Below are 15,418 nucleotides of genomic sequence, written 5' to 3'. Positions count from 1 at the left end.
CGCCGGTGAGCGCTCCCCGCGAAGCTCACCGGCATGAAGAACCTCAACGTCCTGATCTCCGGCGCCTCCGTCGCCGGCCCCGCGCTCGCCTACTGGCTCCACCGCCACGGCTTCACCCCCACGATCGTGGAACGTGCTCCGGCCCTCCGCGACGGCGGGTACGCCGTCGACTTCCGGGGCGAGGCCCACCTGACGGTCCTGCGCCGCATGGGCATCCTCGCCGACCTCGAACGCGCCCGGACCGGCATGGGTTACATGTCGTACGTCAACGACAAGGGCCGCACGGTGGCCAAGATGCCCGCCGACCTGTTCGCCGGGGACATCGAGATCCTCCGCGGCGACCTGTCCCGGATCCTCTACGACGCGACAAAGGACCACACGGAGTACATCTTCGGCGACTCCATCAGCTCGCTCACCGAGGACGCCCACGGCGTGCACGTCACCTTCGAGCGCAGCGCCCCGCGCAGGTTCGACCTGGTCATCGGCGCCGACGGCCTGCACTCGAACACCCGCCGCCTGACCTTCGGTCCGGAAGAGCGGTTCGTGAAGCACCTGGGCGTCTACTGCGCGATCTTCACCACGTCCAACCACCTCGACCTCGATCACACCGGACACGCCTACCGCACCGGAAACCGCCTCGTCGCCCTGTACAGCGCCCGCCACAACACCGAGGCCAAGGCCGCGTTCTACTTCGGCTCACCGGACCTGGACCTCGACCGCCGCGACGTGGCACGGCAGCAGGCCGTCCTCACCGAACAGTTCACCGGCAACGGCTGGGAGAGCGACCGGCTACTCCGCGAGATGCGGTACGCACCCGACTTCTACTTCGACTCGATCGGCCAGGTCCACCTGGACTCCTGGTCGCGCGGCCGGATCGCCCTGGTCGGCGACGCCGCGTACTGCCCCTCCTCACTGTCGGGCATGGGCTCGGGCCTCGCCCTGGTCGGCGCGTACGTCCTGGCCGGCGAACTGGCCGCCGCCCACGGCGACCACCGGGTGGCGTTCGCCCGCTACGAGCAGGAGATGCGGGAGTACGCGAAGGGCTGCCAGAAGATGGGCGACGGCGTCGCCAAACTCATGGTCCCGAGCAGCCGCGCCCTGGCGGCGTTCCTCAACCGCTACTACAAGGTCATGCCCTACCTGCCCGGCAAGAACATGGCCTCCAAGATCGCCCGCAAGGCCGCCGAGAACATCACCCTCCGGGACTACCGAGACCTCGCCCGCCGCTGAACCAACGGATGATCGATCCGAGGTCACCTACCAGCGGTTCCAGTGCAGGACCTCCTCGCGCGGGACGCGACGAGCGGGCTTGAAGTCGGTCCCGATGGTGTAGGCGAGCGGGATGAACGCGGCGAGCATGACCTCGTCGTACGGCACGCCGAGTGCCTTGGCGAGTTCGCGCTCGAGGGGGCCCTGGGCGGTGGTCCAGACGGTGCCGAGGCCGCGGGCGCGGGCCGCGAGCATGAAGCTCCACACCGCGGGCAGGATGGAGCCCCAGGTCATGGACTGGTCGAGCACCGACGCCCGGTCGGTACGTCCTTCGACGGCGGGGATGACGAACGCGGGCACGCGGTGCACGTTGTCGTACAGGTGTCGCAGCCCGTCGTGGATGCGCTCCATGCTGCCGGGGTGAGCGTTCATGCGGCGCAGGTCGCGTTCGTTCACCGGTTGCCCGCCGCCGACGGCCAGAGCGCGACGGAAGATGTCGGCGACGATCTGCCGCCGGTCGTGGTCGGTGACGATGAGGAAGTGCCAGCGCTGGCGGTTGCGTCCGGTGGGCGCCTGAGTGGCCAGGTCCACGCATTCCTCGATCAGTCTGCGGGGCACCGGACGGGACAGATCGAGCCGCTTGCGCACCGCACGGGTGGTGGACAGCAGTTCGTCGGGGCTCAGATCCAGGGTCATGGCGCACTTCTCCTCCGCCGAGGGGACAGTCCATCTGCCGTCCAACAATCTGTGGACAGACGATCGAAACCGTAGGACGACAGATCATCTACTGTCAAACAATCGGCGGTCAGACGGTTGCTGCTAGGTTCGATCCTCGAACGAGCGAGGGGATCGATGCGGGCCATGACAGCAGCAGCGGATCGCACGCCGAAGCCGACCTACTTTCCGCGGTTGGCGGCGGAGCGCCTGGACATCGCCTTGTGCCGAGCGTCGGCCGCGGTGGCACGGGCCGCCGATGCGCACGCCGGTGAGCACGGTCTGGGCGTAGGCCAGCATCTGGTGCTGAAGATGCTCGAAGCCGTCGGCCCCTGTTCGCAGCAGTCACTGAGCGAGGAGTTGCGCATCGACCGCACGGTCATGGTGAGCGTCTGCGACGACCTGGAGAAGGCCGGTCATGTGCGCCGGGAGCGCAACCCCCACGACCGACGCTCGTACGCCGTGACCATCACGGACAAGGGCCGCCGCCGCCTGGCCGAGGCCGAGGCGGCGACCCCGAACTTCCTAGAGAACACCTTCCACAGCCTGACCCCCACCGAGCGCGACCAACTCCGCACGATCCTCACCAAACTCCTACACATCCCAACCCGACCCAGCTCGCCACAGTGAACACAACCCCACAACAAAGCCACACCCCAGTAGATCTTTTAGAACCCCCAGCGAACGAACCCAAAGCGAAGCGAAGCCCAGGAGGGGGGCAAGGGGCAAAGCCCCAAAAAAGCGGGAACCCGCGAAAACCCAGCCCGATCACCAACGCCAGCCCACAAGGGGGGCGTGGGGGGCGAAGCCCCCCACATCGGGGGTCCGAGGGTCGTCCCCCGGAAGAAATGACGAAGGGGCCAGCGGGAAGCGGCAAAAGCCGCGACCATACTGACCCCGACACCGAGTGGGCGAGGAGGGATTTGAACCCTCACGTCCTTTCGGACACACGGACCTGAACCGTGCGCGTCTGCCGTTCCGCCACCCGCCCTGGGCGCGTCCAAAGGTTAGCACCATTCGTCCGGTGGTCCGAATCGGTTGCTCGGGACGAACCAACGCACAGATACGATCGTCTAGCAGTGGAGAGGGGAGGTGCACGTGGGTGTCCTACAGCGCTTCGAGCGTCGGCTCGAGGGCATGGTCGAGGGTGCTTTCGCGCGGGCTTTCAAGTCGGAGCTCCAGCCTGTCGAGGTCGCCAGCGCCATTCAGCGCGAGATGGACGAACGCGCCGCGATCGTGGCGCAGGGTCGCACGCTGGTGCCGAACGACTTCGTCGTCGAGATCTCACACCCCGACGGTGAGCGGTTGGAGGTGTACGCCGACAGCCTGAGCCAGGAGCTGGCCAATCTCGCCCGGGAGCACGCGAAGGAGCAGGGTTATTCCTTCGTCGGGCCGGTGCGGGTGCGGTTCGAGAACGCCGATGACCTGCGGACGGGGATGTTCCGGATCCGTTCGGGCGTCATCCGTGGCTCGACGGTCGAGGGCGGTGAGATCCGCCAGCCGATGAGTGACATGCCGCCGCCGCCGCGCGGGTTCGCGGGTGGCCGGCCGCGGTTGCTCGTGAGCACGGAAGGTCAGCCGAGTCACACGTACGATCTGACGACCCCGGTGACGCTGCTCGGCCGTGGCACCGATTGTGATCTTCGGCTTGTCGATCCGGGCGTTTCCCGGCACCATGCCGAGATCAGAGTCGAGGGTCCGGAGGTGGTTGCGGTTGATCTAGGGTCGACGAACGGCACTTTCGTGAACGGCCAGCCGATCCGTCGCGTGACGTTGCACGATGGCGCACGTGTGACGCTGGGCCGTACAACCCTGGTGTTCCGCCGCGATAGGGAGTAGCTCCGACTCCGATGAACCAAATCACCCTGACGCTCATGAAGGTGGCGTTCCTAGCCGTGTTGTGGCTGTTCGTCATCGCGGCCGCGGGCGTCATCCGTGCCGACCTGTGGGGTTCGAAGGCCGCCGCGAAGGCGGCGCGGCCCAAGAGCGCCCCCCAGCCCGCCCGGCCGCCTCGGTCGGCGGCGCCGCCACGCGTCAGGCGAGCGGACCCGACCAAGCTCGTCATCACCGAAGGTGCCCGGGCCGGCACGACGATGGATCTCGTCGGCACGGAGATAACGATGGGTCGTGCCAATGACGTCACGTTGCCTCTCGGAGACGACTACTCTTCGGGGCGGCACGCCCGGCTCTTCTCGCAGAACGGTCAGTGGTTCGTGGAGGATCTCGGTTCGACGAACGGCACCTTCCTCGGGCGCGCCAAGGTGAGCAGGCCGGAACCCGTCCCCGTTGGCGTACCGATCCGCATCGGGAAGACCGTCATAGAGCTGCGCAAATGACCATCGGAATTCGTTTCGCCGCCCGGTCGGACGTCGGCATGCTCCGCGAGGGCAACGAGGACTCGGCGTACGCCGGGCCCCGGTTGCTCGCGGTGGCCGACGGCATGGGCGGCCATGTCGGCGGCGAGATCGCCAGCGCCGCGGCCATCGAGACCCTGAAGCCACTCGACCACGACGTCCCGCCGCATGAGCTGGTCGGCGTGCTCGAGCAGGCGGTGCATCGCGCCAACGAGACGTTGCACAGCATCGTGGAGGGTGATCCGTCCCTGCAGGGGATGGGTTGCACCCTGACCGCGATGCTCTGGAACGGACCGCAGGTCGCCCTCGTCCATATCGGCGACTCGCGCGCGTACCTCCTGCGGAACGGTGAGCTGTTCCAGATCACCCACGACCACACCCTCGTGCAGTCGCTCGTCGACGAGGGCCGGATCAGCCTGGACGAGGCCGCTTCACACCCGCAGCGTTCCCTGTTGCTGCGGGCGCTCGACGGCCGGGGCGAGGTCGATCCGGACATCTCGCTGCGCGAGGCGCAGATCGGCGATCGCTACCTCCTGTGCTCCGACGGTCTGAGCACGGTGGTGAGCGCGGAGACGGTCCACCACGCGCTGAGCACGGTGCCGGAGCCGGACCAGGCCGTTCGCCAGCTCATCGACCTGGCGAACCGCGGTGGCGGCCCGGACAACATCACGTGTGTGGTGGCCGACGTCGTGGAGCTGGAGCAGCAGCAGGGCCCGCCGTCGGTGCCGATCACGGCGGGTGCCGCGCAGAACGCCGGCCGTACGCGGGGCGATGCGGACATGCCGCCGCCCGGCGCGATGGCCGGGGAGACGCCGGCGCAGCGGGCCGCCCAGTTGCGGGACCCGCAGCAGCAGCCCGCTCCCGTGACCGTGGCGGACATGCCGGCGATCGGTCATCAGCCGGACGACACGCTGCCGCAGATGGCGGTGGGGCGGCGACGGCGCCGGTGGCCGTGGCTGGTCGCCGCGGCCGGAGCGGTGGTCCTGCTGGCCGCGGGCGGGTCGTACGTCGCGTGGGACACGATCCAGGGGCAGTACTACGTCGCGGCGGACGATGGTCAGGTCGTCATCTACCAGGGGATCAACCAGGACATCCTGGGCTTCAAGCTGTCCCACCTGGAGGAGCGCCCGAGCCCCGCGCTGAAGGTCGGGGACCTCACCACAGACGCCCGCAACTCCGTGAACCACACGATCGACAATCTCGGCAGCCTGGCGAAGGCCCGCGGCACTGTCACCAACCTGCGGCAGCAGGTGTGCCACCTGGTCGTGTCCGACAACCCTCAGGGCGTCGTGACGATCTGGAAGGGCAAGGGCCAGAAGTCGCAGGGCTGCGACGAGAAGGTCGTCGAGCCGTCCAATCCGCCGCTGCACACGAGCCAGCTCCCCAAGGCGGCCAAGGACAGCGTGCACAGGGGCATCACCGTCGACACCATCGATCAGGCCCGTGCCAAGGTCAGCGATCTGAAGGAACAGGCCGACAGGTGCAAGACGAACTCCGCCGGGTCTGACTGTCCTAAGCCGAGCAATAAGCACTGATGACTTCCGCAGCCGCCGAACCCGACGTTCAGATCGCGACCCGCCCCCGGCGGAGCGCCCAACTGGCGATGCTCATCTTCGCGATGGTGATCACCATCGCGGGCTTCGCCCAGGTGGGTCTCGCCCGAGACGGCACCCTGCCCACCGGGATGTACGGCTACGGTGCCGGCCTGGCGGTGCTCGTCGCGATCTCGTACGTCCTGATCATGCGCTTCGCGCCGTACGCCGATCCGTTGCTGCTGCCGCTGGCGGTCTTCCTGAACGGCATCGGGCTGGCCATGATCTACCGGCTCGACCTCGGTACGAGCCGGGACGTCCTGCTGGCCCGGGCCCAGGGCAAGAACCCCTCCGGGATCTGGGCTTCGGCCCCGAACCAGCTGATGTGGACGGCGCTGAGCATCGCGGCGTTCGCGGGGACGATCGTGCTGCTGCGGGACATCAAGTTCCTGCAGCGGTACATGTACACGATCGGCGCGGCCGGGTTGTTCTTCCTGGCCCTGCCGGGCTTCCTGCCGTCGTCGATCAGCGGCAGCCTCGGCGCGAAGATCTGGATCCGGCTCGGGCCGTTCTCCATCCAGCCCAGCGAGTTCTCGAAGCTGGCGCTGGTCGCGTTCTTCGCCGGTTACCTGGTCAACAAGCGGCAGGCCCTGTCGATCGTCGGGAAGAAGATCGGCCCCCTGAACCTCCCGCGGGGGCGTGACCTGGGCCCGATCCTGGTGATCTGGGCACTGTGTCTCGGCGTTCTCGCGCTCGAGAACGACTTCGGCACCGCGATCCTGTTCTTCGGGCTGTTCGTGAGCATGCTGTACATCGCCACCGAGCGGTTCATGTGGGTGGCGATCGGCGGGCTCCTGCTGGCGGGGGCCAGCGCCCTCACCCCGTTCATCCCGCACGTCCAGCAGCGGATCAACATCTGGCTGGATCCGAAGTCGTACTTCGACGGCGGCTGCCAGATCGCCGGGCAGCTGCACAACCAGACCGACTACACCCACTGCCTCGCGCAGCACGGCCAGTACATCGCCGACAGCGGTCAGCTGATGCGCGGCCTGTTCTCGCTCGGCCAGGGCGGTGTGCTCGGCACCGGGCTCGGCCAGGGCGAGCCGTGGCGCACCCCGTACTCCTTCAGCGACTTCATCTTCACCTCGTTCGGTGAGGAGCTCGGGCTCACCGGCGCGATGGTGATCCTCCTCGTGTACGCGCTGATCGTGCAGCGGGGCATGAAGGCGGCGCTGGCGACGAAGGACAACTTCTCGAAGCTGTTCGCCGGTGGTGTGTCGTTCGTGTTCGCGCTCCAGGTCTTCGTCATCGTCGGCGGTGTCACCAAGCTGATCCCGCTGACCGGTCTGACCACGCCGTTCCTCGCCCAGGGAGGGTCGTCACTGCTCGCCAACTGGATTCTGATCGCCATTCTGATCCGCATCAGCGACACGGCGCGGAGACCCGCGCCGCAGCCGATCCAGGACGAGGGAATGACCCAGGTGGTGAGCACCAGGTGAACAAGCCGCTCCGTAAGGTCACGGTGGCCGGCCTGCTGTTGATGGTCATTCTGATCATCAACGTGAACTACATCCAGGGGTCGCAGGCGGACAAGCTGAAGACCTCCCCGCTGAACTCCCGCCAGTACGCGCAGCAGTGGCAGTACAACCGCGGCCCGATCATGGCCGGGAAGGTCACGCTCGCCTACTCCACTCCAATCGACAAGGACAAGAAGAACTACCAGCGGCACTACAACCAGGGCACGCTGTACTCCCCGATCACCGGCTACGTCAGCGTGTTCAGCCGTACGGGCCTGGAGGGCGCGGAGAACCCCCTGCTGGACGGCACCGACAAGCGGCTGGCCCTGCACAACTGGTTCGACGCCCTCGTCGGTAAGAAGGCCGCCGGCGCGACCGTCCAGACGACGATCGACCCGGACGCGCAGCAGGCCGCCTACAGCGGCGTCAAGAACCAGACGCTCCGGCGCGGCGCGGCGGTCGCCCTCGACGTCAAGACGGGCGCGATCCTGGCGATGGCCTCCTTCCCGTCCTACGACACGAACGACGTCGCCGTCCACGACGGGGACAAGGCGACCAAGGCCTTCGCGGCGCTGAAGAAGAAGCCCGACCCGATGTTGAACTACGCGACGCGCGAGACGTTCGCGCCGGGCTCCTCGTTCAAGATCATCGACTCGGCCGCGGCCATCGAGGGTGGCCTGGGCACCAAGGACTCGGGGTTCGACGCCAATGAGTTCCACCTGCCCGTGACGGGCAGGACCCTGCACAACTCCGACGGCGACGAGGCCAGGTGCACCGGCTCTCCGGCGCTCATCGAGTCGTTCGCGGCGTCCTGCAACTCGACGTTCGCCCGGCTCGCGGGCCAGCTGGGGCAGCAGCGGCTCGGCGCGATGGCGGCCAAGTTCGGCTTCAACACGCCCACCCAGATCGAGAACGGTGTCTCCAGCGCCACCAGCGTCTACCCGACCAAGCAGATCGACGGCGACCAGCTGGCCCGCAGCGGCATCGGCCAGGAGGTCGTCACCGCCTCGCCGCTCCAGATGGCGATGGTCGCGCAGACGGTGGCCAACGACGGCAAGATGATGAAGCCGTACCTCGTCAAGCGGGTCGTCGCCCAGGACCAGTCCGAGCTGGTGACCGCCGAGCCGAAGCAGCTCGGGCAGCCGATCAGCTCCGGCACCGCCCAGCAGCTCCAGGAGATGATGCGAGCGGTGGTCGACCACGGTACGGCGGCGAGCACGGTCGGCGGGCAGGACATCGCCGGTAAGACCGGAACCGCCGAGACCGGCGTCGGCGGGATCAACGAGGACTGGTTCGTCGGGTTCGCCCCGAAGGACAACCCCAAGATCGCCTTCGCCGTGGTCACCGAGGGTCCGAGTGGGTCGAGCGGTGCGAAGTTCTCGGCACCGATCGCGCTGAGAATGGTCCAGGCGGTGCGCTGACGATGACTGCCCCGGACGTCCTGAGCAACCGATACGTGCTGGACGAGCGTCTGGCCGTCGGCGGGATGGGCGAGGTCTGGAAGGCCACCGACCGGCTCCTCGGCCGGCCGGTGGCGGTCAAGCTGCTCAAGCAGCAGTACCTCGACGACGAGACCTTCCGGGGCCGCTTCCGCGCGGAGGCGCGGTTCGCCGCGGGGCTGCAGCACGGCGGCATCGCGCAGGTGTACGACTACGGCGAGCAGGACGACCTCGCCTACCTCGTGATGGAGCTCGTCCCGGGCGAGACGCTCTCGCGCATCCTCACCCGCGACGGGCGGCTGTCGGTCGACGCGACACTGGACGTCATCGGGCAGGCCGCGCAGGCCCTCCAGGTCGCCCACTCGGCGGGCATCATCCACCGGGACATCAAGCCCGGCAACCTCATGGTGACCGCCGACGGCACCGTGAAGATCACCGACTTCGGCATCGCGCGCGGCGGCGGCGACTCGTCGATGACCCAGACCGGCATGGTCATGGGCACCGCCCAGTACGTCTCGCCGGAGCAGGCGACGGGCAAGCGGGTGACCCCGGCCGCCGACCTGTACTCCCTCGGCGTCGTCGCGTTCGAATGCCTGTCCGGGCGGCCGCCGTTCGTCGCCGACACGCCGGTCGCGCTCGCGCTCAAGCACGTGCGCGAAGAGCCCCCGCCGCTGCCCGAATCGATGGCGCAGGCCGTCCGCGGCCTGGTCGGCGCGCTGCTGGCCAAGCACCCCGACGACCGTCCGAGCTCGGCGCGTGAGGTGGCCGAGGGCGCCTACGCCATCCGCCACTCGCTGGGCCTCGGCGACGACGCCTCGGCAGCGGAGACCGCCGCCGCGCACGGCTGGACGGTCGAGAGCCCGGTCGCCGGCCCCTGGTCGGCGGAGGGACCGGCGTCCCAGCCGTGGTCGGGGGAGGGTCCCGCGTCCCAGCCGTGGTCGCCGGAGGCGTCCTGGACGGCGGAGAGCCCGGTGTACGGGCCGCCGGCCTCGCCCGAGGCGGTCCGCTCGGCGACCGAACGGATCGGTGCCGCGCGAACCGGAGGATCCCGGAGGGCTCCCAAGCGCCGGCGTGGGCTCCTCCTCCCCATGGTGCTCACCGGGGCCACGGCGGCCGTCCTCATCGGCGTCGGCGTGTTCACCGTCGGTGCCCTGTGGAAAGGTCCTGGCCACACTAAGCTCGTGGACGGCAACCGGGTTCAGCAGGTCGGTCGCACCGCACCGACCAGGCATATTCGGGCGCCCCACCTTGGCGAGCCGACGGATCGCCCCGTACCCTCGGGTTCGACCTTCGAACGGACGACCCCCAGTCCGACGCCGAGTTCGACCAAGAGCTCGGCGGCCGCCCCGAAACCGACCAGAACGAGGAGAACCCCGAAACCGACGCCTACCACACCGACGGCGGAACCGCCGTCGACTTCTCCGACGCCGTCGCCTGGCGACAGTTCTCCAGGCAGATAGGTTCGGAGAGCGTGGTGTAGACGACGAGGGAAAGTGCGAGACATGACTCAGCCTCGGCTACTCGGTGGTCGCTACGAGCTCGATGGTGTCATCGGGCGTGGTGGCATGGCCGAGGTCTACCGAGCTCGAGATCTCCGTCTTGATCGAATTGTAGCGATCAAGACGCTTCGGGCCGACCTGGCCCGGGATCCGACGTTCCAGGCGCGGTTCCGCCGAGAGGCGCAGTCCGCCGCATCGCTCAACCACCCGTCCGTCATCGCCGTGTACGACACGGGCGAAGACGTCATGGACGGCAATCCCGTCCCGTACATCGTCATGGAGTTCGTCGAGGGCCGCACGCTCCGCGACGTCCTGCGCGACGAGCAGAAGCTGGCGCCCGAGCGGGCCATGGAGATGGCGGACGGCATCCTGCGCGCGCTGGACTACAGCCACCGCGGCGGGATCGTGCACCGTGACATCAAGCCGGCCAACGTGATGCTGACCGCCGGCGGCGAGGTCAAGGTCATGGACTTCGGCATCGCCCGCGCGATGGCCGACTCCGCCGCCACGATGACGGCGACGGCGCAGGTCATCGGCACCGCGCAGTACCTCTCGCCGGAGCAGGCGCGGGGTGAGCGGGTCGACGCTCGCAGCGACCTCTACTCCACCGGCTGTGTGCTGTTCGAGCTGCTCACCGGGCGCCCGCCGTTCCAGGGCGACTCCCCGGTGGCCATCGCGTACCAGCACGTTCGGGAAGAGGCGTCGCCGCCGTCGCACTACGACCCGTCCATCCCCCACTGGGCCGACGCGATCGTCATGAAGGCGCTCACGAAGGACCCGAACTACCGCTACCAGAGCGCGGCCGAGATGCGCGCCGACATCCAGCGCGCCCTGCAGGGCATGCCGGTCTCGGCCCCGACCATGGCACTGAACGGCGGCACCCAGGTCATGCAGGGCGGGCCGCCGACCCATGCGGCCCGGCCGACGACGATGGGCTACGACCTGCCTCCGGTGCACTACGGCGAGCCGGAGCGACCGGAGGGACGCGGCAAGAAGGCCGCGCTCTGGCTGGTCGTCGGCCTGCTCGCCGCGGGCGCGGTGACGGCGCTGTACTTCATGTTCAGCGGCGGGGGCGGCGCGAAGGAAGCCACGACGGTCGCCATCCCCACCGGCATCGTGGGCAACGATCAGGACGCCGCCAGGCAGCAGCTCACGGGCATCGGCATCGCCGACAGCAACATCAAGACCAAGAAGAAGACGAGCGATCAGGTCGACAGCGGCAAGGTCATCAGCGTCACGCCGAACGAGAACACCAAAATCGACAAGACCAAGCTGTCGACCACCGAGGTCACCTTGGTCGTCTCGACCGGCAAGCCCAAGGTGACGGTGCCTCAGCTCAAGGGCCAGAGCCAGGACGAGGCCAAGAACGCCCTGGAGAACGTCGGCCTCAAGGTCGGCGACACGCAGAAGCAGAACAGCTCGACCGTTCCCAAGGGCAACGTGATCAGTTCGGATCCGCCGTCCGGCGCGAAGGTCGCCAAGGACACCGCGGTCACCCTGACCATCTCCGACGGACCCGGCAAGACGGTGGTGCCGAACGAGGTCGGAAAGCAGGTCGAGGACGCCAAGGCGGACCTGAGGAGCAACGGTTTCAAGGTCCGTGTCCAGCTCGTCCCCGCGCAGGACGGGCAGAACCCGGGCACCGTCCTCCAGCAGAACCCGAACGAGGGCGACACGGCCAACCGCAACAGCACGGTCACGTTGATCGTCGCCAAGGAGCAGCAGCAACAACCGCCGCCCAGCCCGAACCCGACCGACACCGGAGGCGGCAACTGGCCGGGCTTCTGACGGAGTACTGACCGAACGGCGTCCTCGTCCCTCCAGGGGGCGGGGACGTCGCTCGTTTTCGGCCGTTTGGGCGGCACGACACGGGGCGCGTGCCCATCGGAGGTGTCCTGGCCGCTTCGGGTGTCGTGAGGCGGCTTCAGGGACGCGGTAAGGCGCTTCCACAGACGGTGGGCGGCGCCAGGGTGTGGACATGAGGGAGGGCTTCCGCCGCTCGGGGGCAACGGCGGAAGCCCTCACTCGGAAGATCCGCCTTACCGCCCATGGCGTTACAGGGTCCCCCAATATTCTTTTTACCGATGTTTTGCGCCCGGGGTCGGGGGTGCCGTAGTCGAGGTGCCGCCGTCATCGACCGTCCCGTGATCGAACTGAATCTTCGGTTCGAACCAGGGGAAGACGACGTACCAGAGCAGGGCGCCGACGACGAGCACGGCCACCAAGGCGGTGTAGAGCCGCGTAAGCGTGCCCCCGGGCAGGTGCCGCCACAGCCATCCGTACATCTACGAACTCGCTCCGTTCACCCGTGGGATGGAGCCGACCATCCGCCCGAACACGATGAGCCGCTGCGCCGCGGAGTACTTCGGATTGCAGGTGGTGAGTGTGATCAGCCGGTCGGTCGGGTCCTTGGTCGGGTGCTCCGGCACCGGGGCCACGACGTTGACGTCGCCGGGCGACACGACCGTCTTGCCGGTCACCTGGTAGACGTACTGCCGAGCCCGGGTGTCGATGAGGATCTTGTCGCCGGGGTGCAGCTCGTCGATGCGGTTGAAGGGCGCCAGGTAGGTCGTCCGGTGCCCAGAGACGACGAAGTTGCCGATCTCGCCGGGCATCGCCGTGCCCGGGTAGTGCCCGGGCCCCTTGCGCAGGTCCTCGACGGAGACGCCCTCGATGATCACATAGTGGAAGCCCTCGCCGAGCCGGGGGATCCGGATCAGGGCCAGGCCGTGGCCGAGACGCACGCGCTCGGCCGTCACGGCACCGCCCCGGGCCTTGGGCTGCGGCGCCGCCCAGGTACGGTTGAGCTCGCCGCCCAGCTTGCGCTGCTGGGCCTGCGTGTAGGCACCCGTCCCCCAGAGCTCGTACGCGACGAACAGCAGCAGCACGGCCCCGGCCGTGATGCACAGCTCGCCGAGGCTACGGATGAGTGTTCGCACCGTCGGACTCCAGGGCGGTGGCGTATTTGGGCTGCACGTTGCCCGTGTAGGCGGGCAGCGTGGTCTTCTTGAGGGTCGTAACGGTATACCCGAGTCCGTATTCGGCGACGTACTGTCGGTAGACCTGGATGGCCGGCGAGGCGTCGAGCGCCGCCCGCAGTCGTCCCGGGTCGCCCGTGGCGGTGATCCGGAACGGCGGCGAGTAGACGACGCCCTGGAGGATGAGCGTATTGCCGACGCAACGGACGGCGCTGGTCGAGATCAATCGTTGATCCATTATTTGCACACCCGTGGCACCCCCGGTCCACAGGGCGTTGACGACGGCCTGGACGTCCTGCTGGTGCACCACGAGGTCGTCGGGGCCGGGGTCGCCGGGGATCCGCCGGCCGGCGGGCGCGTCGTCGAGGGTGACGCGGACGCCGCGTCCGGTGAGCGGTGCGAAGCCCGTACGGGCCGCGAGGCGGTCGGCGTCCTCCTGGGCCGCCTTCACGCGGGCGTCCCGCTGCCCGGCCGCCCGTACGAGGCCCTCCACCTGCCGTCGCAGATGGCCATAGCGTGCCTGGGAGCCCTGATACTGCCGCTGTTCCTGGGCGATGAGCTCGGTGATCTTCGTACGGCTGCCGCCGCGCAGGTCCGTTCCGTGCGCGGTGCTCGCGCTGGCCGTGAACAGGATTCCGGCGAAGATCGTCAGGCCGGGGATGGCGTACCGCCACGGCCGGCCAGAGCCGTTCATCCCGCCGCTGCCAGGTTTTGGCCGCATCGCGACACCCCACCGCCCCCAATAAGGTCGTACGCTGCTCACCAGCGACTACGCTAACTGACAAATTGACCCATGCGCGGACCCGGCGTGCGGCCGCGTTCCGCCCCGAGGAGAGACCCACCGTGCCCAAGTCGAAGGTCCGCAAGAAGGCCGTCTACACCCCGCCGCAGCGCTCGCAGAAGGTCTCGGTCAGCCCCCGGTGGCTGGTGCCGACGATGGTGGGCTGCTGGCTGCTCGGCCTCGCCTGGATCGCGGTCTACTACATCACCGCGAGTGTCAGCGCGACGGTGCCGGTGATCACGTCGCTGAGCAACTGGAACCTGCTGATCGGGTTCGGCGTGATCGTGATCGGCGTGGTGCTGTCGACGCGCTGGCGTTGACTTCCCCACACGGTTATCCACAGGCTGTGGATCGACCTGTGGGTTATCCACAGGAGTGATCCCCAGCTCGTCTCCTCCGCTCGTCACGGGCGGACCGTGCCGAGCCTCGTCGCTCCGTGCATCGTGCACCCTCTCCCGCGCGGATCCCTTGACCCGCGCGGGAGAGGGTTCACGACGTGAGCGCGGCGGTCTGCACCACGGTGAGGATCACGAGCAGCGCCGCGACGACCGCCGACGCGGCGACCTGCACGACCTTCTGGCGCCCCCGCGGAGCGTAGGCGAACGCCACCGCGAGCACCGCACCCGTGACCAGCCCGCCGACGTGCCCTTCCCAGGAGATCCCGGAGAAGGTGAACGTGAACATCAGGTTGATCACGATGAGGAAGACGATGCCCCGCGTGTCGACGCCGAGCCGGCGTCCGACCACGAAGAAAGCCGCGAACAGCCCGAAGATCGCGCCGGAGGCGCCGACGGCGGGCTGCGACGGGTCGACGAGGTAGAGCAGGACGTTCCCGCCGATCGCCGACAGGACGTACAGCACGGTGAACCGCAGCCGGCCGAGCACCTGTTCGAGCTGCGGGCCGAGCACCCACAGCGCCCACATGTTGAACAGGATGTGGGTGATGCCGAAACTGCCCGCGTTCATCGGCATGTGCAGGAACGCCGCCGTGATCAGGCGGTACCACTCGCCGTCGACGACGCCGAAGCCGGGAATCCCGCCGTGCCCGGTCATCCCGCCGAGCATCTCGAACCGGTCCACGAACGACCGCGACATCAGCTCGCCGATGTAGGCGAGGACGTTCAGGCCGATGAGCGTCAGCGTCACCACCGGCCGGGCCCGCACCCGGCCGCCGAACACCGTACGCGCCTCACGCACCGTACGGTTGCCATCGCGCACGCACTCGGGGCACTGGTGCCCCACCGAGGCGACGCGCATGCAGTCCGGGCAGATCGGCCGGTCGCAGCGCGTGCAGCGGACGTACGTCTCCCGGTCCGGATGCCGATAGCACATCGATGCCTCGGGAGCCGGTGCCTGCTGCGGCGAATCGGTGCTCATCGTCGCCTTCTCGTCGGT

15 protein-coding genes and 1 tRNA gene are annotated in these 15,418 nt (G+C 68.4%); 10 read left to right on the top strand and 6 right to left on the bottom strand.

Annotated elements, in window-relative coordinates; genetic code table 11:
• The first annotated feature begins 33 nt into the window (after nucleotides 1–33).
• Nucleotides 34–1,230 (top strand): FAD-dependent monooxygenase, encoded by a 1,197-nt coding sequence (locus ACQP2O_RS00495; protein WP_433179110.1) that lies wholly within the window; start codon nucleotides 34–36, stop codon nucleotides 1,228–1,230.
• A 27-nt stretch (nucleotides 1,231–1,257) separates the two neighbouring features.
• Here ACQP2O_RS00495 and ACQP2O_RS00490 read toward each other — a convergent pair whose 3' ends face one another.
• A complete protein-coding gene (locus tag ACQP2O_RS00490; RefSeq protein ID WP_433179108.1) occupies nucleotides 1,258–1,905 on the bottom strand; it encodes a nitroreductase family protein in 648 nt (215 codons plus the stop codon).
• A 165-nt stretch (nucleotides 1,906–2,070) separates the two neighbouring features.
• Here ACQP2O_RS00490 and ACQP2O_RS00485 point away from each other — a divergent pair, with 165 nt between their 5' ends.
• Entirely contained in the window at nucleotides 2,071–2,553 is a 483-nt protein-coding gene (locus ACQP2O_RS00485; protein WP_433179106.1) for a MarR family winged helix-turn-helix transcriptional regulator, read from the top strand.
• A 278-nt stretch (nucleotides 2,554–2,831) separates the two neighbouring features.
• On the opposite strand, the gene ACQP2O_RS00480 is transcribed toward ACQP2O_RS00485, so the two are convergent.
• A tRNA-Leu gene (locus tag ACQP2O_RS00480) sits at nucleotides 2,832–2,914 on the bottom strand.
• Nucleotides 2,915–3,021: 107 nt separating this feature from the next.
• On the opposite strand from ACQP2O_RS00480, the gene ACQP2O_RS00475 reads away from it, so the two are divergent.
• Genes ACQP2O_RS00475 through pknB form a run of 7 tightly spaced genes read left to right on the top strand, consistent with a single transcriptional unit; the run spans nucleotide 3,022 to nucleotide 12,052 of the window.
• Nucleotides 3,022–3,762 carry a DUF3662 and FHA domain-containing protein gene (locus tag ACQP2O_RS00475; RefSeq protein WP_360882403.1) on the top strand — a complete coding sequence of 247 codons (741 nt, stop codon included), beginning with the start codon at nucleotides 3,022–3,024 and terminating at the stop codon, nucleotides 3,760–3,762.
• 11 nt (nucleotides 3,763–3,773) lie between these two features.
• Nucleotides 3,774–4,259 carry an FHA domain-containing protein FhaB/FipA gene (locus ACQP2O_RS00470; RefSeq protein WP_433179104.1) on the top strand — a complete coding sequence of 162 codons (486 nt, stop codon included), beginning with the start codon at nucleotides 3,774–3,776 and terminating at the stop codon, nucleotides 4,257–4,259.
• Nucleotides 4,256–5,812, top strand: coding sequence for a PP2C family protein-serine/threonine phosphatase (locus tag ACQP2O_RS00465; RefSeq protein WP_433179102.1), 1,557 nt, complete (start codon nucleotides 4,256–4,258; stop codon nucleotides 5,810–5,812). The genes ACQP2O_RS00470 and ACQP2O_RS00465 overlap by 4 nt, the downstream gene beginning before the upstream one ends.
• Nucleotides 5,812–7,308: an FtsW/RodA/SpoVE family cell cycle protein gene (locus tag ACQP2O_RS00460; protein WP_433179100.1), complete on the top strand. Its 1,497-nt coding sequence runs from the start codon at nucleotides 5,812–5,814 to the stop codon at nucleotides 7,306–7,308. The genes ACQP2O_RS00465 and ACQP2O_RS00460 overlap by 1 nt, the downstream gene beginning before the upstream one ends.
• A complete protein-coding gene (locus ACQP2O_RS00455) occupies nucleotides 7,305–8,747 on the top strand; it encodes a peptidoglycan D,D-transpeptidase FtsI family protein (RefSeq protein ID WP_433179097.1) in 1,443 nt (480 codons plus the stop codon). Before ACQP2O_RS00460 ends, ACQP2O_RS00455 begins: the two co-directional genes overlap by 4 nt.
• A 2-nt stretch (nucleotides 8,748–8,749) precedes the next feature.
• On the top strand, nucleotides 8,750–10,225 hold the full coding sequence (locus tag ACQP2O_RS00450; protein WP_433179095.1) for a protein kinase domain-containing protein: 1,476 nt from the start codon (nucleotides 8,750–8,752) through the stop codon (nucleotides 10,223–10,225).
• A gap of 42 nt (nucleotides 10,226–10,267) precedes the next feature.
• A complete protein-coding gene (gene pknB, locus ACQP2O_RS00445; protein ID WP_433179093.1) occupies nucleotides 10,268–12,052 on the top strand; it encodes a Stk1 family PASTA domain-containing Ser/Thr kinase in 1,785 nt (594 codons plus the stop codon).
• 290 nt (nucleotides 12,053–12,342) lie between these two features.
• On the opposite strand, the gene ACQP2O_RS00440 is transcribed toward pknB, so the two are convergent.
• The 3 genes from ACQP2O_RS00440 to ACQP2O_RS00430 are packed head-to-tail and all read right to left on the bottom strand — an operon-like array spanning nucleotide 12,343 to nucleotide 13,963.
• Nucleotides 12,343–12,549, bottom strand: a complete 207-nt coding sequence (locus ACQP2O_RS00440) for a hypothetical protein (RefSeq protein WP_433179091.1) — start codon at nucleotides 12,547–12,549, stop codon at nucleotides 12,343–12,345.
• Nucleotides 12,550–13,203: a class E sortase gene (locus tag ACQP2O_RS00435; RefSeq protein WP_433179089.1), complete on the bottom strand. Its 654-nt coding sequence runs from the start codon at nucleotides 13,201–13,203 to the stop codon at nucleotides 12,550–12,552.
• The gene (locus ACQP2O_RS00430; protein ID WP_433179087.1) at nucleotides 13,184–13,963 is read right to left on the bottom strand and encodes a DUF881 domain-containing protein; all 780 of its coding nucleotides are present in this window, start codon (nucleotides 13,961–13,963) and stop codon (nucleotides 13,184–13,186) included. Before ACQP2O_RS00430 ends, ACQP2O_RS00435 begins: the two co-directional genes overlap by 20 nt.
• A gap of 122 nt (nucleotides 13,964–14,085) precedes the next feature.
• Here ACQP2O_RS00430 and ACQP2O_RS00425 point away from each other — a divergent pair, with 122 nt between their 5' ends.
• Nucleotides 14,086–14,343, top strand: a complete 258-nt coding sequence (locus ACQP2O_RS00425; protein WP_360881955.1) for a cell division protein CrgA — start codon at nucleotides 14,086–14,088, stop codon at nucleotides 14,341–14,343.
• 169 nt (nucleotides 14,344–14,512) lie between these two features.
• On the opposite strand, the gene ACQP2O_RS00420 is transcribed toward ACQP2O_RS00425, so the two are convergent.
• Nucleotides 14,513–15,400, bottom strand: a complete 888-nt coding sequence (locus ACQP2O_RS00420; RefSeq protein WP_433179085.1) for a rhomboid family intramembrane serine protease — start codon at nucleotides 15,398–15,400, stop codon at nucleotides 14,513–14,515.
• Nucleotides 15,401–15,418 lie beyond the last annotated feature (18 nt).

Source organism: Actinoallomurus sp. CA-150999 (assembly GCF_050942425.1).
Taxonomy (GTDB): Bacteria; Actinomycetota; Actinomycetes; order Streptosporangiales; family Streptosporangiaceae; genus Actinoallomurus.
This window is presented reverse-complemented; position numbering and strand designations above follow the sequence as displayed.